Here is a 22529-nt window from a genome sequence, read left to right as displayed (position 1 = left end):
CGGGTGAGGGCTTTCTCCTCTTGGGGATTTCGTCCGTAAGCCTTGGACGATCCCGACGTGGAGACACCCTCTCCCCAGCCCTCCCCCGCAAGCGGGGGAGGGAGCGCACTGCCGTTGCGGTTGCAATCCGATGTGATCTCTTCATGCTCTGACCTAACGTCACACTCTTCAAGGATTCGATGACCGATCCGGCCAAGCCAAGCTATGACGACGTGGTGCGCATTCCGGCGCCGCCCGGCCGCAGCAATGCGACCGGACGGCCTCCGCGCATCGAGGAAGTCGCCGAGCGCGCCGGCGTCGCGCCGATCACGGTGTCGCGGGTGCTGCGCCATCCCGAGAAGGTCAATCGCAAGACCCGCGAGCGCATCCTCGAGGTGATCGAGGCGACCGGCTATGCCTCCAACCCGCATGCGCGCGCGCTGCGCTCGGGCCGGTCGAACGTGGTCGTCGCCTTCGTCTCCAACATCCTCAGCCAGCAGTTTGGCCTCGCCGTGCGCAGCTTCGCCGCAACGCTGGAGCCGGAAGGTTTCGAGGTGCTGGTCGGCCAGACCTCCTACTCCTATGCCAAGGAGGTCGCGATGATCCAGTCGCTGCGCGGCATCCGCCCCGCCGCGGTGATGTTCACCGGCGTCATCGAGCTCGAGGAGAACCGCACGGCGCTGGCCGAGCTCGGCATTCCCGTGATCGAGACCTGGGCGTTTCCGCGCGATCCCATCGACATGCTGGTCGGCCTGCCCAATGCGGATGCCGGCGCCATGGCGGCGCGCAGGCTGGCAGAGGCCGGACATCGCCGCGTCGCCTTCGTCGGCCGCAGCAGCGGCCGTGGCGCGCTCCGCCGCGACGGTTTTCGGACGGCAGCCGCCAAACTTGGACTCGAGATCGTTCATGAGATCGGTGTCGGCGAGATCACGGGCCTCGTCGACGGCCGTGCCGCCTTCACCGCCCTGCTCGACCGCGGCGGCGACGTCGATGCCGTGTTCTGCGCCAACGACCTGCTCGCGACCGGCGCGCTGATCGAAGCCCGCGCCCGCGGCCTCTCGGTGCCGCGCGATCTCGCCGTGCTCGGTTTCGGCGACAACGACGTCGCTGATCAGATCACGCCTGGTCTCACCACCATCTCCTTCGATGCGGCGGCCCTGGGCCGGATTGCCGGGGAATTGCTCCTGGCGCGGCTGTCCGGTGCGCCGGCAGCCGAGCAGCGGCTCGCGGTCGAATTGTCCCTGATCGAACGCGGCAGCGTCTGAGCGTTGCGATTTAAGCGACGCTCTTGAGATCCTGCTGGATCGCGGCCAGCAAGGATTGTAGCGCCGCGCTGTTCACGGGCTTGGCCTCGGTGGTCGCGGGCCGGACACTGGCGGTCCGGACACTCGCGGGCTGCGCAGCCTTGACCGGACGCTTCGGGAACGGCGGCGGCGCAGGCATCGCGGCTGGCGTGAAATCGCCCTCCTCCTCGGCGTGAACGAACTTGCCATGGATGACGTCGTCGCGCCGGCCCATGACGAACATCGTCGCCCAATAGCCGGCGGCCAGGAGGATTACGCAGAAAAGAACAATCTCTAACATCGCAGCACCTAAAATATGCACGATGATTCAATGCCTTCGCTAGTCCGTCAATGAACAGGCGGTCACACCTGCGGCTTTTGCGGGCAGGTGTGACCGATTAGTGACTCTTTCTTAACCATCCACCGCCCCGACGGGGCTGGATGCGGCCAAATCAGGCCTTGCAGCTAAGCCTTATCTTGCCCGACCCGGACCAGTTGCTTGCCGAAATTGGCCCCCTTCAGCAGGCCCATGAAGGCGCCAGGGGCGCTTTCCAGGCCCTCGGTGACGAACTCCTTGTACTTGACCTTGCCGTCGCGGACCCAGCCAGACATGTCGCGCAGGAAGTCGCCGTGGCGGGACGCGAAGTCGGAGACGATGAAGCCGCGGAAGGTCAGCCGCTTGGTCAGGGTCGCGCGCATCATGGATGCGGCCCATCTCGGCGGCTTGGCCTCAGTGTCGTTGTAATGCGCGATCAGGCCGCAAACCGGCACGCGGGCGAACGGATTGAGCAGCGGAAACACCGCCTCGAACACGGCGCCGCCGACATTCTCGAAATAGACGTCGATCCCTTTCGGGCAGGCGAATTTCAGCTTTGCCGGAAAATCGGTTTCGCGATGATCGAGACACTCGTCGAAGCCGAGCTCCTTCACGACGTAGTCGCACTTGTCCTTGCCGCCGGCGATGCCGACCGCGCGGGCGCCCTTGATCTTGGCGATCTGGCCGACGGCCGAGCCGACCGCACCGGAGGCGCCGGCGACGACGACGGTCTCGCCTTCTTGCGGCTTGCCGATGTCGAGCAGGCCCGTATAGGCGGTCATGCCGGGCATGCCGAGCACACCAATGGAGGTCGAGATCGGCCCGAGCTTCGGATCGACCTTGATCAGGCCCTTGCCGTTCGAGATCGCATGCGTCTGCCAGCCGGAGCGGATGCGCACGATGTCGCCTTTGGCAAAGTCAGGATTGTTCGAGGCCGCGACCTCGCTGACCGCCTCACCCTCCATCACGCCGCCGATCGGCACCGGCGCGGCGTAGGACGGCCCCTCGCTCATGCGGCCGCGCATATAGGGATCGAGCGACAGCCAGATCGTGCGCAGCAGGACTTCGCCCTGCCCCGGTGTCGGCACTGCGAATTCCTCGATGCGGAAATCAGACGGCTTGGGCTCGCCGACGGGACGTGCGGCGAGAACGATGCGCTTGGCTTGGGACATGGCTTCCTCCGGATTTCTTTCGACGGCGACGGAAGCGGAGGCAGCGAGGCGCGTCAATACAAAAGCGGTGGAGTGGAAACAGGTGCCTCTCTCGTGTCCCGGACGCGCTGCAGCGTGCAACGCTGCTGCGCAGAGCCGGGACCCAGATGGCCGCGCGCGATCAGGCGGAGAAATGGGCCCCGGCTCTGCAGCGCATCACCGAAGAGGTGCTGCGCTGCGTCCGGGGCACGAGTGCGGAAACGAACGGCGCTCCTCGACCGCGCAGGCTAGGAAGTTGTCATCCTTCCCTAGAATTTTAAGCGCCGGATTAAGGCCGCGATCAGCGCACCAGTCTAGGATGTACCGGGAAGATCGCCTCGCCTTTGCCGTGCGCGGCGGCCTCACCAACAAGATCCATGGGCAAAATGACAGTTGGACAGGAAATGGCGCCGTTGAGGCTGCAAGTCGGGCAGATGGGGCTCGCTGCCCCGAAGAGCACCGCATGGAAAATAGTGGTCATCATCGCTGCCTTGCCGATACTCCTGCTTGTGATCGGCCCGACGCTTATGGCGTGGCTCGCAGGCACGTCCCCTGACTTACATACAACGGCAGGCGGTCTTGCAGCTTTGGTGCTTATCCTCCTGCCAACATGGATCGCAGTCTTTCTCAATCATCGCCATGTCGTGCTCGTATTCTTGACAAATTTCCTCAGCGTCTCGGTGGCCGTCCTCTGCTCCGTCGACATCTGCATCCTCAGTTGGGTCGGCCTCGGCGGCGAAGCCTGGTTCGGACTCCTGGGGTGGCAGGTCGCGCTGATCTGGTCGTTCATCAACAGCAAGAGACCGGACGCCGCGGAGTTGGATCACTCCGCTCCGCCGATCCCATCACTGACAGCGATCAACACCTAACCTTGCGTCAGGCGTAACTAACCCCCGCCCGGATAGTTCGGGGCTTCGCGCGTGATCGTCACGTCGTGGACGTGGCTTTCGCGCAGGCCTGCGCCGGTGATGCGGACGAACTGGGCCTTGTCGTGCAGCTCCTTCATGTCCTTTGCGCCGACATAGCCCATGGCGGCGCGCAAGCCTCCGGCGAGCTGGTGCATGACGTTGCCGACCGGGCCCTTGTAGGGCACCTGGCCCTCGATGCCTTCGGGCACGAGCTTGAGCGAGTCCTTGATGTCCTGCTGGAAGTAGCGATCGGCCGAGCCACGCGCCATCGCGCCGACCGAGCCCATGCCGCGATAGGCCTTGTAGGAACGGCCCTGCCACAGGAACACTTCGCCCGGCGTCTCGTCGGTGCCGGCGAGCAGCGAGCCGACCATGGCGATGTCGGCGCCGGCGGCGAGCGCCTTGGCAAGGTCGCCGGAGAACTTGATGCCGCCGTCGGCGATGACGGGGATGTCGGCCTTCTTGGCCGCCTCGACCGCATCCATGATCGCGGTGAGTTGCGGCACGCCGACGCCGGCGACGATGCGCGTGGTGCAGATCGAGCCCGGGCCGATGCCGACCTTGATGCAATCCGCGCCGGAATCGATCAGCGCCTGCGTGCCCTCGGTGGTGGCGACGTTGCCGGCGACGACCTGCACCGAGTTGGACAGGCGCTTGATGCGGTTCACGGCGTGCAGCACGTGGCGGGAATGGCCGTGCGCGGTGTCGACCACGACAAGGTCGACGCCGGCATCGATCAGGCGCTCGGTGCGCTCGAAGCCGGTATCGCCGACCGTGGTGGCGGCGGCAACGCGGAGGCGCCCTTGCGCGTCCTTGCACGCGAGCGGATGGGCGACCGCCTTCTCCATATCCTTCACGGTGATGAGGCCGACGCAGCGATACTGCTCGTCGACCACCAGCAGCTTCTCGATGCGATGCTGGTGCAGCATCCGCCGCGCCTCGTCCTGGCTGACATTCTCGCGCACCGTGACGAGGCCCTCATGCGTCATCAGCTCGGAGACTTTTTGCCGGCGGTCGGTGGCAAAGCGGACGTCGCGGTTGGTGAGGATGCCGACCAGCTTGCCCGGCGTGGTCTTGCTCGCGCCGGTGACGACGGGAATGCCGGAGATGCCGTGATCGCTCATCAGCTTGAGCGCGTCGTCGAGCGTCGCCTCGGGGCTGATGGTGAGCGGGTTCACCACCATGCCCGACTCGTAGCGCTTGACCTGCCGCACCTGGGCAGCCTGCCCTTCGGGATCGAAATTGCGGTGGATGACGCCGAGGCCGCCGGCCTGCGCCATGGCGATCGCCATGCGCGCCTCGGTGACGGTGTCCATCGCGGAGGCCATGATCGGAATGTTGAGGGGAATGGCGCGGGTGACGCGCGAGCGGATGTCGACCTCGCCCGGCATGACGTCCGAAAGGCCCGGCTTCAACAGCACGTCGTCGAACGTAAAGGCTTCGCGGATGCCTTGAAGTTGCACCGTGGCCATCTGCCAACTCCTTCCTGCGGCCCTGCCGCAAATAGCTATGGATGAGCGCCGCCCTCGGCGTACCTTGCGGCATCGCCGGAGAATCGGAGCCCATCGGTGGGGTTGACGCGGGTCGATAGCACGCCCGCGTGACGAATCAAAGCAATTCGAGCCGCCGGCCAGCCATGCACAGGCTTTTTAGGGTAAATTCGGCGTGGATAGCCAGGCGGCGGGCCACCCGCCGTCGTTCCGGGGCGCGACGAAGTCGCGAGCCCGGGTCCATCCCGCAGCGATCCCTGCGGGCCCATGGATTCCGGGTTCGCGCCAAGTGGCGCGCCCCGGAATGACGAGAGAGGGTCACACCGTTGTTACGCGGGATTTAGGTGCTATGCGTCGATCCGCAATGGTCGCGGCCCGGCGGCGGTGATAAGCCGCAATTCTCGCCATTCCTTCCGATTTTCATTACCGATCCGTCATGGTCGACAAGCAACGCATCATTCCGCTGATCGTGGCCACTGCTCTCTTCATGGAGAACATGGATTCGACTGTCATCGCCACCTCCCTGCCGGCGATCGCGGCCGACATCGGCACCAGCCCGCTGACGCTGAAGCTTGCAATCACCTCCTACCTGCTGTCGCTCGCGGTGTTCATCCCGGCGAGCGGCTGGACCGCCGACCGCTTCGGCGCGCGGATGGTGTTCGCCATCGCGGTCGGCGTGTTCATGGTCGGCTCGGTCGGCTGCGCGCTGTCGACCTCGGTCACCGACTTCGTGTTCGCGCGCATCCTGCAAGGCATGGGCGGGGCGATGATGACGCCGGTCGGGCGCCTCGTGCTGCTGCGCTCGGTCGACAAGAGCGCGCTGGTCAATGCCATGGCCTGGGTGACCGTCCCTGCCCTCATAGGTCCCGTGATCGGCCCGCCGCTCGGCGGTTTCATCACCACCTACGCGTCCTGGCACTGGATCTTCCTGATCAACATCCCGATCGGGCTGCTCGGCATCTTCATGGCGCTGCGCTTCATCGACCCGATCAAGAGCGAGGAACGCGAGCCGTTCGACCTCTACGGCATGGTGCTGGCGGGCATTGGCCTTGCCGGCATCGCCTTCGGCCTGTCGGTCGCCGGGCTCAACCTGCTGCCCTGGAGCACCGTCGCCGCGCTGATCGCGGGCGGCGCGATCTCGATGACGCTCTACGTCATTCACGCAAGGCGCACGGGCTCGCCGGTGCTCGATTTCTCGCTCCTGAAGCTGCCCACGCTGCGCGCGGCCGTGTTCGGCGGTTTCATGTTCCGGCTCGGCATCGGCGCACTGCCGTTCCTGCTGCCGCTCTTGATGCAGATCGGCTTCGGCCTGTCGCCGTTCCATTCCGGCCTTGTCACCTTCGCCTCCTCGCTCGGTGCGATGGGCATGAAGACGCTGGCCGCGCGCATCATCCGCACCTTCGGCTTTCGCAACCTGATGACGGTGAACGCGATCGTCAGCGCGTTCTTCCTCGCCGTCTGCGCGCTGTTCACGGTGACGACGCCGCTGCTCATCATCATGGTCATCCTGGTGGTCGGCGGCTTCTTCCGTTCGCTGGAGTTCACCGCGATCAACACGGTCGCCTACGCCGACGTCGAAACCGCGCAGATGAGCCGGGCCACCACGCTCGTCAGCGTCAACCAGCAGCTCGCGGTCTCCGCCGGCGTCGCCGTCGGCGCGGCCTGCGTGGAAACGACGATGTGGTTCCACCATATCAGCGAGATCGACGCCACGGTGTTCGCGCCGGCCTTCGTCGTGGTCGCGCTGACCTCGGCGGCATCGAGCTGGTTCTTCTGGCAGATGCCCGTCGACGCCGGTCACGAGATCTCCGGTCGCAAGGCCGTGGAGATCGCCAGCCGCAAGGGCGCGGGCAAGGGTGCGGAAAAGGCGGCGGTCAAGACCGCGACGGAGGACACCCAGGACGTGCGGGATCAGAGGCTTGGATAATCAGAGGCTCGCGATGTCGTGCACAGCATCATGACTTCAAACTGCGCCTGCGCGTCAGCATTCGCCGCGGCGGCGAGAACAGCGCGGACGCTGCGTTCAGAAGCCGGAGGACAAACCTCTACGGGACATTCCCGATATACTTCATTCCCACATAAGGACCGGACAAGGCAAAGTTCGGTTGCGACGCAGGATTGTTGAAACGGTTTGCGGCAGGATTGGCGTAGCTTCCGGACTGCAATCCCTGAGGCTGAACCCTTGGCGTATTGGGGTTGGGCAATGTGCGGGACGTCACGCCGGTCCCGACGTTGGGCCTCTGTACATTCTGGGCATTTGCCAAGGCGGGCATCAGGATGGTGCCGAGTACAAGCGTCGCAGCTGCGCGGGAAAGCGTTCCGATATGCATTGTGGCTATCCTCAAAATATTCGACCTAAAGTGGAGCACACCCCTCGAGGCCGATCAAGGGCTTGGGGCCGTGCTCCAGACGCGATGGCTGCTCAATTCCACGTGTAGCGGAGACCGGCTTGAACTCCCGTGGTCTGGGTCGGGCTGTATCCTGCGAGCGGCTTGCTGGGACCGCCAGCCGGTCCGATCGCGTGCACCTCGAGATAGGAGGTCAAACTCGGGCTCCAGACAACGGCAATCTTGCCGGACCCGCGATAGCCGATTGCACTCGTGGGGATGATTGGCCCGACAACTCCGAGCGCGCTCGAGTCGGTGATCTGATAGGCGAACAAGGAGACGGATGGCTGAACCGTATAATCCATCCATCTCATTTGGGTCCCGAACCGGGCCCCGCCGTGCACCTCCGTCGTGTCGGAAATTTTGGTCCCGAAGTTCTCCGAGTAGCCTTCGGAGTAGGTCATTCCGATCCCGGGCTCGATGAACACCGAAAAGGGAAAATCAAACCGGTATTGCACGTTTCCGGTGAAGCCGAGCGAGTTGCCCTCAATGACCGCTGGGGCGAATCCGGAGCCTGACAGCGTGCTTCTAGTCCAGCCGACGAAGCTGGTCAGATCGGCGGAAAGGCCTCCCCTCAGATATGCGACTGTGACCGAGGTCGAAGGTGCGGTGGTGTCGACTGTCAACAGACCGCCCTGGTGGGACCAGGAGCCACCCCCCGTCCCGATGAACGTAAGCGCGTCGTCACCGGCGAAAATCCCGATCTTCGTCACATCGAATGCTCCGGTGACTGACGAGGTGTCGGTCACGATGCCAGCGGTCATGGAGCGGTCTACGCCGCCGATCAAATTGCCGCTGTAGAGCCAGCCTGAAGCGACAGCAGGGGCCGCGCCCGGCGCTTTCGCGTAAGCAAGAGCCCGGAAGGGATCATCGACACCACGGGCAGCGAACGGATCACGGTTGTCGAAATCCGATCCGCCTACACCGAGCGCGAGTCTGCCGGAGGACGGCAGAACAATGTCTCGCCGGCGCAACTGGTCACGAACGTTCTGCAGAATGTTCTGCACTACGTTGTTGTTGATTTCCTGATAGATGCTGATGCCGCCGGACTGCGCTGCGGCCGGCTGCGCCACCATCAGTGTGAAAGCTGCTGCCGCAACGCCCGAAAATGCTCGAAACTTCATTTTGGCCTCACCCCGGGAATCCCGCGATGAAACTAGCCGAACAATGCATTGCAGCACTAGTGCAAAACGGGACGTTGCAACCCGCTACAACCCGCCCCGAAACCCCGTCGCCAACACGTAGCGCTCCGAGGAATCCTGCCGGCTCGCCGCGGGCTTCACATGACGCACCGTCGCGAAATCGCGCTTGAGCTGGGCGAGCAGCTCGGCATCGGCGCCGCTCTGGAACGTCTTGGCCAGAAACGCGCCGCCGGGTTTGAGCACGTCGCAGGCAAACGCCGCGGCGGTCTCGACCAGGCCGACGATACGGAGCTGGTCGGTCTTGCGGTGGCCGGTGGTGTTGGCGGCCATATCGGACATCACGACATCGGCGCCGCCGCCCAGCATCGCGGTCAGCTTCTCCGGCGCATCGTTGGCCATGAAGTCGAGCTGCGCGAAATCGACGCCGGGAATCTCGGGCATTTCCAACAGGTCGATGGCGACGACCTTGCCCTTGCCTTCCGTGGAGCCGACGCGCTTGGCCGCGATCTGGCTCCAGCCGCCGGGCGCCGCGCCAAGGTCGACCACGGCCATGCCGGGCTTCAAGAGCCGGAACTTGTCGTCGATCTCGAGCAGCTTGAACGCGGCGCGCGAGCGATAGCCCGCGGCCTTGGCCTTCACGACATAGGGATCGTTGAGCTGACGCTCCAGCCACAGCTTCGACGACAATTTGCGCTTGCCGCCGGTCTTGACCTGGACGTGCAAGCGGCCGGTGGTGTCCTTGGCCATTCTCACCAGCTCCTGAGCGCGCCGTCCTCGCGCATCATCTCGACCAGCATTCCCTCGCGCAGGCCCCGGTCGGCGACGCGCAGGCGCGGCAGCGGAAAGGCGCGGCGGATGGCGTCGAGGATGGCGCAGCCGGCCAGCACGAGGTCGGCGCGCTCGACGCTGATGCAGCTGTTGTTCGCGCGCTCCTCGTAGCTCATGCCGAGCAGCTTGTTGATGGTCGCGGTGATGTCGGTATCGTTCATCCAGATGCTGTCGATGCGGCGGCGGTCGTAGCGCGGCAGATTGAGATGGATGCCGGCGAGCGTCGTCACCGTGCCCGACGTGCCGAGCAGATGCATCTCAGTGAGATCGCCGCCGTGCTCCTCGGCGAATGGCGCGACGTGGTTTTCGACCTCGCGCTCCATCGCGGCATAGATCTCCGGCGTCACGTCGCGGCCGCCGAACTGTTCGGCGAGCGTGACCACGCCGAAGGGGATCGACATCCAGGCTTTGATGCGCGGCTCCGGATTGGTGGGGTCGCGCTCGATCCGCACCAGCTCGGTGGAACCGCCGCCGATGTCGAACAGGATGGCGCCGCGCCCCCTCGGGTCGACCAGCGGCGAGCAGCCGAGCACGGCGAGCGAGGCCTCGGTCTCGCGGTCGATCACCTCGAGCTCGATCCCGGTCTCGGCCGCGACGCGGCTGCGAAACCCTTCCGCGTTCGAGGCTGCGCGGCAGGCTTCGGTGGCGATCAGCCGCAACCGCCGCGCCTTGCGCAGATTGATCTTGTCGCGGCAGATGCTGAGCGCCGCAATGGCGCGCTCGATCGCGGCCTCGCTGATCGAGCCGGTCGCCGAGACCCCCTCGCCGAGCCGGATGATACGCGAGAAGGAATCGACCACGCGAAAGCCGTCCTGGGTCGGACAGGCGATCAGCAGCCTGCAATTGTTGGTGCCGAGGTCCAGCGCCGCGTAGACGCCGGTTCCGGCGACTTGCGCGGGGACGGCCGGGTCGGTGGCCAACGCCACCGCTGCCATCGACCCCTCCAGCTCACCGTGCAGCCCATGGCCGTCGCGGAGCCGCGTATGGTCATTCATACAAACTGTCTTTCCACGGCCCGATGGGCCGATCCGGAATTGCTTTTTCGCCTGAAACATTAGCAGCGCGGCGGGCCTGCGCAACATCGCATCACATAGGACCATGCCCATTCGTGCGTTGTCGTGAACGGGTCCGTGGGCTATCTGAAGGGGGTCCGGCCCCCCTCCAGGCGCCCCGCGAAATCGCGCAATTGCCGGCTTTTCAGGTCGATTCCATGCAAGAACACACCAAATCGTCCACGCTCGAAAACGCTATTGCACTGCAAAAATATGGCGTCGGGCAGCCCGTCCGCCGCAAGGAGGACGACACCCTGGTGCGCGGCAAGGGCCGCTATACCGACGATTTCAACCTGCCCGGCCAGGCCTATGCCGTGGTGGTCCGCTCGACCCATGCCCATGGCGTCATCCGCGGCATCGGCCTCGATGCCGCCAGGGCGATGCCGGGCGTGCTGGGGGTGTGGACCGGCAAGGACCTCGATGCCGCCGGCTACGGCCCCTTCACCTGCGGCCTGCCGTTGAAGAGCCGTGACGGCTCGGCCCTGCTCCAGACCAACCGCCAGCCGCTCGCCACCGACAAGGTCCGCTTCGTCGGCGATCCCGTCGCCTTCGTGGTCGCGGAGACGCTGGCCCAGGCGCGCGACGCGGCCGAGGCGGTCGAGCTCGACATCGAGCCGCTGCCGGCGGTGACGGATCCCGAGGAAGCCGCCCAGCCCGGCGCGCCGCAGCTCTACGACCACATCCCTGATAACGTCGCGCTCGACTACCACTATGGCGACATGGACAAGGTCAATGCGGCCTTTGCCGGCGCCGCCCACGTCACCAGGATCGACATTGAGAACACCCGCGTTGCGGTGGTCTCGATGGAGCCGCGCGTGGGGCTCGCCTCCTACGACAAGAAGACCGAGCGCTACACGCTCCAGGTGCCGACGCAGGGCGTCGCCGGCAACCGCGCCAACCTCGCCAAGAACCTGAAGGTGCCGAACGAGAAGGTGCGCATCCTCACCGCCAATGTCGGCGGCTCCTTCGGCATGAAGAACATCAACTACCCCGAATACATGTGCATCCTGTACGCGGCGAAGGCACTGGGACGTCCGGTGAAGTGGCTCGATGAGCGCTCCACCAGCTTCCTCTCCGACAGCCACGGCCGCGCGCAGAAGATCCATGCCGAGCTCGCGCTCGATGCCGAGGGGCACTTCCTCGCGGCAAAGCTGTCCGGCTACGGCAATCTCGGCGCCTATATCACCGGCGTTGCGCCGGGTCCGCTCTCGCTCAACACCGGCAAGAATTTTTCCAGCGTCTACCGTACGCCGCTGATGGGCGTCGACATCAAGACGGTGCTCACCAACACCACGCTGATGGGCGCCTATCGCGGCGCCGGCCGGCCCGAGGCGAACTACTACATGGAGCGGCTGATCGACCGCGCCGCCGACGAGATGGGCATCAACCGGCTGACCTTGCGCAAGCGCAACTTCATCAAGCCGAACCAGATCCCGTTCGCGGCGTCCTCCGGCGTCACCTATGACAGCGGCGACTTCCAGGCCGTCTTCAACAAGGCGCTCGAGATCTCCGACCACGAGAATTTTGCCAAGCGCAAGAATGAGAGCAAGAAAGCCGGCAGGCTGCGCGGCATCGCCGTCGGCTCCTATCTCGAGGTCACTGCACCGCCGAGCCCCGAGCTCGGCAAGATCGTGTTCGACCCCGACGGCACCGTGCAGCTCATCACCGGCACGCTCGATTACGGCCAGGGCCATGCCACGCCGTTCGCGCAGGTGCTGTGCGAGCAGCTCGGCGTCCCCTTCGAGAACGTCAAGCTGGTGCAGGGCGACAGCGACATCGTCCACACCGGCAACGGCACCGGCGGCTCGCGCTCGATCACCGCGAGCGGCCAGGCCATTGTGGGGGCCGCCAAGCTCGTCATCGAAAAAGGCAAGCGTGCCGCCGCGCATATGCTGGAGGCGTCCGAGGCCGACATCGAGTTCGCCGACGGCAGTTTTACGATCGCCGGCACCGACCGCAGCATCGACATCATGGAGCTCGCCAAAAAGCTGCATGACGGCAAGGTGCCGGACGGCGTGCCCGACTCGCTCGATGTCGACCACACCAGCGATCCGGTCGCCTCGGCGTTCCCGAACGGCTGCCATGTCGCCGAGGTCGAGATCGACCCGGAGACCGGCGTGGTGCAGATCGTGCGCTACAGCGCCGTCAACGATTTCGGCACGGTGATCAATCCGCTGCTGGTCGCGGGCCAGCTCCATGGCGGCGTCGTCCAGGGCATCGGTCAGGCGCTGATGGAGCATGTCCGTTACGACGAGAGCGGCCAGCCGATCACGGGCTCGCTGATGGACTACGCCCTGCCGCGCGCCGAGGACGTGCCGTTCATGACGGTCGGCGACCACCCGGTGCCGGCCACGACCAATCCGCTCGGCAGCAAGGGCTGCGGCGAAGCCGGCTGCGCCGGCAGCCTGTCAACCGTGGTGAACGCCGTGCTCGATGCCCTCTCCGACTACGGCATCAAGCACATCGACATGCCGCTGACCCCGGAGCGGGTGTGGCGTGCGATCGAGGACGCAAAGGGGAAAGCGGCGTAGGGGCGCTATCGTCGCCACAAACTCCACTGTCACCGCCCGGCTTGACCGGGCGATCCAGTACGCCGAGGCGGCAGCGATTGACCGAGAAGCCGCGGCGTACTGGATGCCCCGCCTTCGCGGGGCATGACTCCGACTTTGAATCTCACCAGTCGTTCCGGGGCGATGCGAAGCATCGAACTATGGTGCGCACTTTGCGCACCTGAGAACCTCGAGATTCCGGGTTCGGTCCTCTCGGACCGCCCCGGAATGACAGTGCTTGATGCTACGCCGCCGCCTGCTCGCGCGGCTGGTAGATTGCGGTGTGCTGGCAGTGCGCCAGCGGCGTCGTGCCGTTGGCGATGACCAGCGCGTCGAGCTCGACGAAGCGGTGACCCTTCTTCTCGTAGTTCGCGGTGACTTTTGCCCGCGCGGTGATCTCATCGCCGGCGCGCGCGGCGGACAGCAGCTGCATGCGGCTGCCGACATGGATCCACGGGCCCAAAATGGTGTTGTCGACGAGGACGCTGTTCATGACCCGCTGGATCAGACCGGGATGACCGAGGCCCTCGCGCGCGAAGATCGGGTCGGTCTCCCTGATGTCCGCGAGATACTCTGTCGCCGCCTGCCCCGTCCAGCGGCGCGGCGCCGTTCCGAGCCACTTGCCGGTCTCGAAGGTGGCAAGGCTGACCGGCTTGCGCTCGGCGATCGCGGGGACCTCGACATAGTCGCTGAGCGATACCGCTGGCGCGGCCGCCGGCAGCGAGGCCGTTCCGGTCGCACAGAGCGTGGTGCGGCTGAAGACCTCGATCGTCAGCAGGCCATTATGCTCGGTGGCGTCGACATCGGCGGCCTCGCCGTCATAGACCGGCTTGATGAAGCGCGCCTCGACCAGGCCGCGCGTGAGGAAATCGCGGCCCCAGCGTGCGATCGGCACGTGCATCATGTAGGCGAAGACGTCGACGCCCGGGACGAGCCCGCCTTCGAAGCCGAAGCGGCGCGCCACCGTGTCGTCATGCATCTTGTTTTCGGACTGTTTTGCGGTGTTGTAGGCCTCGACGCGCCAGGTTTCGAGCCGGTTCGGCATGTGGGCCTTTCCCCAAATTCTTGTTGTTTCAGGGGCGATCGTAGGCCCCGGGGAACAGCGGTCAATCCCCTCGCCTTTGCGGCCCGAATGCGGTACCACGCGCCGGAATGACCGACACTCCCACCCGCATCTTTGTCGACGCCGACGCCTGTCCGGTGAAGGACGAGATCTATCGCGTCGCGATCCGGCACGGCGTGCCCGTGAGCGTGGTCGCCGGCAATTTCATCCGCGTGCCGCAGGACCCGCTGATCGAGCGCGTCGCGGCCGGCGCCGGCATGGACGCGGCCGACGACTGGATCGCGGAGCGGGCGAAGCCCGGCGACGTCGTCGTGACATCGGACATTCCGCTGGCGAGCCGTTGCGTCAAGCGAGGGGCCGACGTGATCGCACCGAATGGCAAGCCGTTCACGGAAGAGTCGATCGGCATGACACTGGCGGTGCGCAACCTGATGACGGATCTGCGCTCCGCGGGCGAAGTCACCGGCGGCCCTCGCTCGTTCGCGCCGCGCGACCGTTCCGCCTTCCTCTCGGCGCTCGACCAGACGCTGCGCCGGATCCAGCGCCGACGCACTGACGCGGCCGCAACGAGTCAGGGCTGATCATGGCGCCGCCGCTGATCCAACTGAAGGACATCAGGCTGACTTTTGGCGGCACGCCGCTGCTGTCGGGCGTCGAGCTCAATGTCGCGCCAGGCGAGCGCGTCTGCCTGATCGGCCGCAACGGCTCGGGCAAGTCGACGCTGCTCAGAATCGCGGCGGGCCTTGTCGAGCCCGACGGCGGCACGCGCTTCGTGCAGCCCGGCGCGACAGTCCGCTATTTGCCGCAGGAACCCGACTTCGGCGACCACAAGACCACGCTCGCCTATGTCGAGGCGGGGCTTGCGCCGGGTGACGACCATCACCAGGCGCGCTACCTGCTCGAACAGCTTGGCCTCACCGGCGACGAGACCCCGCACAATCTCTCCGGCGGCGAGGCGCGTCGCGCCGCGCTCGCCTGCGTGCTGGCGCCCTCGCCCGACATCCTGCTGCTGGACGAGCCCACCAACCATCTCGACCTCTCCACCATCGAGTGGCTGGAACAGGAGCTCGACAGCCGCCGCGGCGCGCTGGTGATCATCAGCCACGACCGCCGCTTCCTCACCAATCTCTCGCGCTCCACCGCCTGGCTCGACCGCGGCAGGATCAAGCAGATCGACCGCGGCTTTGCCTCGTTCGAGAGCTGGCGCGACGAGGTGCTCGCGGAAGAGGAGCGCGACCAGCACAAGCTCGACCGCAAGATCGTCGACGAGGAGCACTGGCTGCGCCACGGCGTCTCCGGACGGCGCAAACGCAACGTCAAGCGCCTCGCCAATCTTCACGCGCTGCGCGACCAGCGCCGCAACTATCGCGGCACGGCGGGCACCGCCAGTCTCGCTGCGGCGGAAGCGGAGCAATCCGGCAAGCTGGTGATCGAGGCCAAGGGCGTCACCAAGGCCTATGGCGAGAGGAAAATCGTCGAAAACTTCTCGACGCGCATCCAGCGCGGCGACCGGCTCGGCATCATCGGCCCGAACGGCGCCGGCAAGACCACGCTGGTCAATCTGCTCACCGGGGGCTCGCAGCCGGACTCCGGCACCGTGCGTCTAGGGGCCAATCTGGAGACGGCCACGCTCGACCAGCACCGCGAAAGCCTCGATCCCAAATCGACGCTGGCGGAAGCACTGACCGGCGGCCGTGGCGATCAGATCATGGTCGGCGGCAGGCCGAAGCACGTGGTCGGCTACATGAAGGACTTCCTGTTCGGCCAGGAGCAGCGCGGCACGCCGGTGGAAGTGCTCTCGGGCGGCGAGCGCGGCCGCCTGATGCTGGCGCGCGCACTGGCAAAACCCTCGAACCTGCTGGTGCTGGACGAGCCGACCAACGACCTCGATCTCGAAACCCTCGACGTGCTCGAGGAGATGCTCGGCGACTACGAGGGCACGGTGATCCTCATCAGCCACGACCGCGACTTCCTCGATCGCGTCGTCACCTCGGTGATCGCACCGGAAGGCAACGGCAAGTGGATCGAATATGCCGGCGGCTACAGCGACATGCTGGCGCAACGTGGCGCGGACCTGAAGCGCGAGACGGCGAAGGCGCAACCGGCTGCGGAGAAGAAAGAGGAGCGCGCCGCGGCTCCCTCGTCCGCGTCCAAGCGGAAGCTGAGCTTCAATGAGAAGCACGCGCTGGAAACGTTGCCGAAGAAGATGGAGACGTTGCACGCCGATATTGCAAAATTGCAGCGCGTGCTCGACGATCCCAATCTCTATGCGAAAGATCGGAAGAAATTCGACGATACGTCGGCCGCGATCGCCAAGGCGCACGACGAACTGTCTGCTGCCGAAGAGCGCTGGCTCGAACTTGAAATGCTCCGCGAAGAGATAGAACAGGCTTAACCCATGACAACAGCCCTCGCCGCAAAAATCGCCCGCGAATACGGCACGCCCTGCGCCGTCATCGACATGGACAGGGTCGAGCGCAACATCGCGCGCATCCAGAAGGCCTGCGACGACGCCGGCATCGCCAACCGCCCCCATATCAAGACGCACAAGAACCCGACCATCGCCAAGATGCAGGTCGCGGCGGGCGCCAAGGGCATCACCTGCCAGAAGCTCGGCGAGGCCGAGATCATGGCCAATGCCGGCATCGACGACATCCTGATCAGCTACAACCTCCTCGGCGACGAGAAGATGGCGCGGCTCGGCGCGCTGCAGGCGAAGGCGAACATGACGGTGGCCGCCGACAATTCGACCGTCGTCGCCGGCCTGCCCAAAGCGGCTGCGACGTCCGGCCGTCCGCTCTCGGTCGTGGTCGAATGCGACACAGGCCGCAAGCGTGCCGGCGTCGAGACGCCGGCCGAGGCGATCGCGCTGGCACGCGAGATTGCCGCGTCCAAGGGACTGCAATTCGCCGGCTTCATGCTCTACCCGACCGAAACCGGCTGGGCCGACGCACAAAAATTCTACGACGAGGCGCTGGCCGGCGTGCGCGCGCACGGGCTCGACGCAAAGATCGTCTCGACCGGCGGCACCCCGAACCTCGTCAACATCGGCAAGCTCAAGGGCGGCACCGAGCATCGCTTCGGCACCTACATCTACAACGATCGCATGCAGGTCGCAGCCGGCTCCGCCACCTGGGACGACTGCGCGCTGCACATCTATTCGACGGTGGTGAGCCGCGCCGCGCCCGAGCGCGGCATTCTGGACGCCGGCTCGAAGACGCTGACCACCGACACCGGCGGCCTCGACGGCCACGGCCTGATCCTCGAGCACCCCGAAGCTAGAATCGCGAAGTTCGCCGAGGAGCACGGCTTCCTCGACCTGTCCCGCAGCAACACGCGCCCGAATGTCGGCGACGTCGTCCGCATCGTGCCGAACCACGTCTGCGTCGTCGTCAACATGATGGACGAGGTGGTGATGGTGCGCGGCGAGGAGATCATCGGCACGCTGCCGGTGGCGGCACGCGGGAAGCTGCGGTAGGCGCTGCGGAGCGCCCACGCATCCTTCGAGGCTCGGCCTCCGGTGCTAGCCGCACCGGAAGCCGAGCACCTCAGGATGACGCTCTCGTTAGACTGCCGTCGCGATGCCGTCACCCTGAGGTGCCGGAGCGAAGCGGAGGCCTCGAAGGGCGGCGGCGTTCTAAGAACGCTTCAGTACCGTAGGGTGAGCAAAGCGACTTGTCCGCCGAAGCTCGAAGAGCGAAGGCGGAAGCGTACCCACCATCAAGCCGGCATGAGCGGAGACATGGTGGGCACGGCGCTTCGCGCCTTTGCCCACCCTACGATTCCTCGAGCCACGCGAGCACGCCCCTGCCCGCCGCAGCCCCTGTCGCAAACGAGGCCTGCAGCAGATAGCCGCCGGTCGGCGCCTCCCAGTCCAGCATCTCGCCGGCCGCAAACACGCCGGGCAATTTGCGCAGCATGAAATGTTCGTCGAGTTCGTCGAACAAAATCCCGCCCGCCGTCGAAATCGCCCGATCGATCGGGGCTGTGCCGGTGAGCTGAACCGGAATGGCGTTGATCAGCTGAGCAAGCTCGGCCGGCGAGAACGCGGCCAGCGGACGGCCGGAGGCGATGGCGGCCTCCTGCATCAGGCCGATGCCGACCGGCGACAATTGCGCGGCCTTGCGCAGGAAGTTCGCCAGCGATTGCTTGCCGCGCGTCCCTGACAGCCGCGTGGTCAGTGCGGCGGCGTCGAGATCGGGACGCAAGGCGATCGTCAGCCGCGCCTCTCCGAGCTCCAGCACCGCCTCGCGCAACTCCGCCGAGAGTGCATAGATCGCGCCGCCTTCGATGCCGCTGCGGGTAATCATGGCTTCGCCGCGCGCCGTGTGCGCGCCGATCGTCAGCGCCACACCCTTGAGCGGCTGGCCTTCGAAACGGCCGCGGAACACATCGGACCATGCGACCGTGAAACCGGAATTGGCCGGCCGCAGTTTTGCGATGGCAATGCCTTTGGCAGCGAGAAGAGCGACCCAACTCCCATCCGAGCCCAGCCGCGGCCAGCTTGTGCCGCCGAGCGCGAGTACGGCCGCATCGGCAGCGATGGCAAGCCGGCCATCGGGTGTTTGAAATTGCAGCCGCCCCTGCTCGTCCCATCCAGTCCAGCAATGCCGAAATGCGAATTGCACGCCGGCCGCATCGAGCCGCCGCAACCAGGCGCGGAGCAATGGCGACGCCTTGAACGTTTTTGGAAACACCCGTCCGCTGCTGCCGACGAACGTCAACTGTCCAAGTGCCGCACTCCAGCCGCGCAGCGCATCGGGCGGAAACGCTTCGACCGCGGCGCGCAAATGCGGCATCGCCTCTCGGTAGCGGGCGAGGAAATCCGGCAGCGGCTCGCTGTGGGTGAGGTTGAGCCCGCCGCGGCCCGCCATCAGGAATTTACGGCCCGCGGACGGCATGGCGTCGTAAACGGTGACGCGGGCGCCGCCCGACGCGAGCACCTCCGCCGCCATCAGCCCGGCGGGACCGGCACCGATGACGGCGACGTCAGTCAGAGCTTGATCCCCGCCCGCGCCGCGGCCTGCGCCACGTACTTCTGCGTCTGCTCGAACGCGCCCTGCAGGGCCTTCGCCTTCGACATGTCGCTGATCTCCGCGAAGTGCGCGGCGATCGCGTCGGGCGTCCATTCGGACTCCGGCAGGTTGATGCCTTCGCTCTCCACGATCTTGATCACCGCGAAGGAGCCAGCACCGGCGCCCATGATGGTGCGGGTCGGCGCGTCCTCGCTCAGCATGTACTCGACCGCGGGCGTGATCGCGTTCGGCTTCATCAGTTGCAGCGCCTGCGGCGGCAGCAGCTCTTCGGTCATGCGGGTCGCCGCCGTCGGCGAGATGATGTTGATGCGGATGTTGTTCTTGCGGCCTTCCTCGGCCAGCACGTTCATCAGGCCGACCATGCCCGATTTCGCCGCGCCGTAATTGGCCTGGCCGAAATTGCCGTAGAGGCCGGAGGACGACGTCGTCAGCACGATGCGGCCGTAATTGCGGTCGCGCATGCCGGCCCAGGCCGCCTTGCAGCAATAGAAGGTGCCGACGAGATGCACGTTGAGTACCTTCTGGAAATCGGCGGCTTCCATCTTGCCGAACGACTTGTCGCGCAGGATGCCGGCATTGGCACACATCAGATCGACGCTGCCCCACTCCTTTGTGGCGCGCTCGACCATGGCGGTGACCTGCTCGAAGTTCGAGACATCAGCGCCGTCGGCCATCGCGGTGCCGCCCGCTTTGCGGATCTCCTCGACCACGGCTTCAGCCGGCGACAGCGAACCACCGGTGCCGTCACGCGCGCCGCCGAAATCGTTGACCACGACCTTGGCGCCGCGGCTCGCCAGCCCCAGCGCATGCGCGCGTCCGAGACCATTGCCTGCGCCGGTGACGATGGCGACGCGTCCGTCGAACCTGATTGCCATGAGTGCGTTTCCTAGATGTTAGACCGTCATGGCCGGGCTTGACCCGGCCATCCATCAAAATCGACAGGCTTTTGAGCAGCGATGGGTTGCCGGGTCAAGCCCGGCAACGACGCCTCAGGTCAGGCGAAATAGATCAGGCCGAGCCAGTCGGCGACCAGCGCCGGCTTGTCCTCGCCCTCGATCTCCACCGTGACGTTGGTGCGGGACTGCAATTCATTGGGCTTGCGGAGCTGCGCTTCCGCCAGCACGAAGCGGCCGCGGACACGCTTGCCGGAGCGCACCGGCGAGATGAAGCGCAGCTTGTCGAAGCCGTAGTTGACGCCCATCGTGGTGCCCGCAATCACAGGCATCACCTCATAGGACATGATCGACAGCAGCGACATCGTGAGAAAGCCGTGCGCGATGGTGGTGCCGAAGGCGGTTTCCTTCTTCGCGCGTTCCGGATCGACGTGGATGAACTGGTGATCCTCGATCACGTCGGCATAGGTGTCGATGCGGGGCTGGTCGATCAGGTGCCACGACGACACGCCGATCTCCTTGCCGACCATGGCCTGATAGGCCTCGAGCGTAATCGGCGGCTTCTTCCAGACTTCGTTCACTTAGGTCTCACTCCGTGTTTTCGGCAGCTCCGGAAAATCCTCCTCACGGAATTCCCGGCCGCGCAGCGGATCATTGCGATCATCGTCGCGTTCGAGCCGTCGTAGCTGCACGCGGCGGATTTTGCCAGAGATCGTCTTCGGCAGTTCGGTGACGATTTCGAGGCGGCGGATGCGCTTGAACGGCGCCAGGCGGGTATGCAGGTGCTTGAAGATCGACAGCGCGGTCTCCGGCGTGCGTTCCGCGCCTGACGTCAGCAGCACGAAGGCCTTGGGGATCGCGAGCCGGATCGGATCCGGGCTCGGCACCACGGCTGCTTCGGCGACCAGCTCATGCTCGAGCAGCACGCTCTCCAGCTCGAACGGGCTGATGCGGTAGTCGGAGGACTTGAACACGTCGTCGGAGCGGCCGACGAAGGTGAGATAGCCGTCCGCGTCTTCGAACACGACGTCGCCGCTACGATAGAGTGCACCTTCGGCGCCGGACAATTTGCCGTCGTCGCCCTGATAGCCCTGCATCAGTCCGGCGGGACGATCATCGCCCAGCACCAGCGTCACCTCGCCCTCCCTCGCGGGGTTGCCGTCGGCATCGCTGATCTGCACGCGATAGCCCGGCAGCGGCCGGCCCATCGAGCCGATCTTGATGGGCTGGCCCGGCGAGTTGCCGGCGAGCGCGGTCGTCTCGGTCTGGCCATAGCCGTCGCGGATGGTGAGGCCCCAGGCGGCCTGCACCTGGTCAATGACTTCAGGGTTGAGCGGCTCGCCGGCGCCGCAGACTTCGCGAAGAGCCACCTTGAACGAGGCCAGGTTCTCCTGGATGAACAGGCGCCACACCGTCGGCGGCGCGCACAGCGTGGTGACGCCGCAGCGGCCGATGGTCGCGAGCAGCGCCTTGGCGTCGAAGCGCGGCTGGTTGACCACGAACACGGTCGCGCCCGCGTTCCACGGCGCGAAGAAGCAGCTCCAGGCATGCTTGGCCCAGCCGGGCGAGGAGATGTTGAGATGGACGTCGCCGGGCTTCAGGCCGATCCAGTACATCGTCGAGAGATGACCGACGGGGTAGCTGCGCTGGCTGTGCCGGACGAGCTTCGGCTTTGCCGTGGTGCCCGAGGTGAAGTAGAGCAGCATCGGGTCGTCGGCGTTGGTCGCCCCGTCGGGCGTGAAGCTTTCGGAAGCCGTCGAAGCTTCGTCATAGGCAAGCCAGCCATCGGAGGGCGCGCCGACAACGATACGGACGACATTCCCGGCGCCGAGGCTCGCGAATTTTGCGACCTGATCCTGCGCCGCGATGACCGCCCTCGCCTTGCCGCGATCGAGCCGGTCACGCAGCTCGTCGGCGGTGAGCAGCGTTGTCGCAGGGATCACGACCACGCCGAGCTTCATCGCGGCGAGCATCGTCTCCCACAGCGGGACCACATTGCCGAGCAGCAGCAGAAGATGATCGCCGCGCCTCAAGCCCTGCGAGCGGAGGAAGTTCGCGACCTGGTTCGAGCGCTTCGAGAGCGCTGCGAAGGAGAGTTTTGTCTGCTTGTCCTGAGCGGCATCGACGATCCAGAGCGCAGGACGGTCCTTGCTCTCCGCGTTCGCCGCTAGCTCGGCATCGAACCAGTCGAGCGCCCAGTTGAAGGGAACCGGATCGGGCCAGCGGAAGTCTCTGACCGCGGTCTCGTAGTCCGTGCGGTTATGAAGCAGAAACGCGCGCGCGTCCTGAAATGTCGTCATGGTCAGAGCCTGTCCAATTGACCTTCGAGCGTAGCCCGGATGGAGCGAAGCGCAATCCGGGGCCGACATCACAATTGGAAGCAGCTGTCCCGGATTTCGCTTCGCTCCATCCG

General features: G+C 65.7%; 19 protein-coding genes. 7 read left to right on the top strand and 12 right to left on the bottom strand.

Annotated features, from left to right (window positions below):
- Positions 1-179: 179 nt before the first annotated feature.
- Positions 180-1244, top strand: coding sequence for a LacI family DNA-binding transcriptional regulator (locus tag ACVJ19_RS26730; RefSeq protein WP_453952114.1), 1065 nt, complete (start codon positions 180-182; stop codon positions 1242-1244).
- A gap of 10 nt (positions 1245-1254) precedes the next feature.
- Here the strand turns inward: ACVJ19_RS26730 and ACVJ19_RS26725 are convergent, their stop codons facing one another.
- Together ACVJ19_RS26725 and ACVJ19_RS26720 are read right to left on the bottom strand one after the other, a co-directional pair.
- Positions 1255-1563 carry a hypothetical protein gene (locus ACVJ19_RS26725; RefSeq protein ID WP_453952112.1) on the bottom strand — a complete coding sequence of 103 codons (309 nt, stop codon included), beginning with the start codon at positions 1561-1563 and terminating at the stop codon, positions 1255-1257.
- Between the two features lie 164 nt (positions 1564-1727).
- Complete coding sequence (locus ACVJ19_RS26720) at positions 1728-2750, bottom strand: NADP-dependent oxidoreductase (RefSeq protein ID WP_453952110.1); 1023 nt, start codon at positions 2748-2750, stop codon at positions 1728-1730.
- A gap of 395 nt (positions 2751-3145) precedes the next feature.
- Between ACVJ19_RS26720 and ACVJ19_RS26715 the strand changes: the two genes are divergently transcribed.
- The gene (locus ACVJ19_RS26715; RefSeq protein ID WP_453952109.1) at positions 3146-3637 is read left to right on the top strand and encodes a hypothetical protein; all 492 of its coding nucleotides are present in this window, start codon (positions 3146-3148) and stop codon (positions 3635-3637) included.
- 17 nt (positions 3638-3654) lie between these two features.
- On the opposite strand, the gene guaB is transcribed toward ACVJ19_RS26715, so the two are convergent.
- Entirely contained in the window at positions 3655-5148 is a 1494-nt protein-coding gene (guaB, locus tag ACVJ19_RS26710) for an IMP dehydrogenase (RefSeq protein ID WP_453952107.1), read from the bottom strand.
- 454 nt (positions 5149-5602) lie between these two features.
- Here guaB and ACVJ19_RS26705 point away from each other — a divergent pair, with 454 nt between their 5' ends.
- Positions 5603-7093, top strand: coding sequence for an MFS transporter (locus tag ACVJ19_RS26705; protein ID WP_453952105.1), 1491 nt, complete (start codon positions 5603-5605; stop codon positions 7091-7093).
- Positions 7094-7211: 118 nt separating this feature from the next.
- Here the strand turns inward: ACVJ19_RS26705 and ACVJ19_RS26700 are convergent, their stop codons facing one another.
- From ACVJ19_RS26700 to ACVJ19_RS26685, 4 genes are all read right to left on the bottom strand, one after another.
- Positions 7212-7496, bottom strand: coding sequence for a hypothetical protein (locus ACVJ19_RS26700; protein ID WP_453952104.1), 285 nt, complete (start codon positions 7494-7496; stop codon positions 7212-7214).
- A 92-nt stretch (positions 7497-7588) separates the two neighbouring features.
- Entirely contained in the window at positions 7589-8677 is a 1089-nt protein-coding gene (locus tag ACVJ19_RS26695; RefSeq protein WP_453952101.1) for a hypothetical protein, read from the bottom strand.
- Between the two features lie 84 nt (positions 8678-8761).
- The gene (locus tag ACVJ19_RS26690; RefSeq protein WP_453952100.1) at positions 8762-9442 is read right to left on the bottom strand and encodes an RlmE family RNA methyltransferase; all 681 of its coding nucleotides are present in this window, start codon (positions 9440-9442) and stop codon (positions 8762-8764) included.
- A gap of 2 nt (positions 9443-9444) precedes the next feature.
- Positions 9445-10518: a Ppx/GppA phosphatase family protein gene (locus ACVJ19_RS26685; protein ID WP_453952098.1), complete on the bottom strand. Its 1074-nt coding sequence runs from the start codon at positions 10516-10518 to the stop codon at positions 9445-9447.
- A 215-nt stretch (positions 10519-10733) separates the two neighbouring features.
- On the opposite strand from ACVJ19_RS26685, the gene ACVJ19_RS26680 reads away from it, so the two are divergent.
- Entirely contained in the window at positions 10734-13106 is a 2373-nt protein-coding gene (locus ACVJ19_RS26680; protein WP_453952096.1) for a xanthine dehydrogenase family protein molybdopterin-binding subunit, read from the top strand.
- 262 nt (positions 13107-13368) lie between these two features.
- Here ACVJ19_RS26680 and ACVJ19_RS26675 read toward each other — a convergent pair whose 3' ends face one another.
- A complete protein-coding gene (locus ACVJ19_RS26675) occupies positions 13369-14169 on the bottom strand; it encodes a hypothetical protein (protein ID WP_453952095.1) in 801 nt (266 codons plus the stop codon).
- 107 nt (positions 14170-14276) lie between these two features.
- Between ACVJ19_RS26675 and ACVJ19_RS26670 the strand changes: the two genes are divergently transcribed.
- The 3 genes from ACVJ19_RS26670 to ACVJ19_RS26660 are packed head-to-tail and all read left to right on the top strand — an operon-like array spanning position 14277 to position 17665.
- Complete coding sequence (locus ACVJ19_RS26670; RefSeq protein ID WP_453952093.1) at positions 14277-14768, top strand: YaiI/YqxD family protein; 492 nt, start codon at positions 14277-14279, stop codon at positions 14766-14768.
- 2 nt (positions 14769-14770) lie between these two features.
- On the top strand, positions 14771-16582 hold the full coding sequence (locus tag ACVJ19_RS26665) for an ABC-F family ATP-binding cassette domain-containing protein (RefSeq protein ID WP_453952091.1): 1812 nt from the start codon (positions 14771-14773) through the stop codon (positions 16580-16582).
- Between the two features lie 3 nt (positions 16583-16585).
- The gene (locus ACVJ19_RS26660; protein ID WP_456739456.1) at positions 16586-17665 is read left to right on the top strand and encodes a D-TA family PLP-dependent enzyme; all 1080 of its coding nucleotides are present in this window, start codon (positions 16586-16588) and stop codon (positions 17663-17665) included.
- A gap of 298 nt (positions 17666-17963) precedes the next feature.
- Here the strand turns inward: ACVJ19_RS26660 and ACVJ19_RS26655 are convergent, their stop codons facing one another.
- From ACVJ19_RS26655 to ACVJ19_RS26640, 4 genes are all read right to left on the bottom strand, one after another.
- Positions 17964-19184: an NAD(P)/FAD-dependent oxidoreductase gene (locus ACVJ19_RS26655; RefSeq protein WP_456739530.1), complete on the bottom strand. Its 1221-nt coding sequence runs from the start codon at positions 19182-19184 to the stop codon at positions 17964-17966.
- A complete protein-coding gene (locus ACVJ19_RS26650; RefSeq protein ID WP_453952088.1) occupies positions 19181-20098 on the bottom strand; it encodes an SDR family NAD(P)-dependent oxidoreductase in 918 nt (305 codons plus the stop codon). The genes ACVJ19_RS26655 and ACVJ19_RS26650 overlap by 4 nt, the downstream gene beginning before the upstream one ends.
- A 119-nt stretch (positions 20099-20217) precedes the next feature.
- Complete coding sequence (locus ACVJ19_RS26645) at positions 20218-20697, bottom strand: MaoC family dehydratase (protein ID WP_453952086.1); 480 nt, start codon at positions 20695-20697, stop codon at positions 20218-20220.
- Positions 20698-22416 (bottom strand): AMP-binding protein, encoded by a 1719-nt coding sequence (locus tag ACVJ19_RS26640; RefSeq protein WP_453952085.1) that lies wholly within the window; start codon positions 22414-22416, stop codon positions 20698-20700.
- Positions 22417-22529: the final 113 nt, after the last annotated feature.

It is taken from the genome of Bradyrhizobium sp. USDA 376 (genome assembly GCF_054063675.1).
Note: the sequence above shows the minus strand (reverse complement) of the source record. Positions and strands in the feature narration are given on the sequence as shown.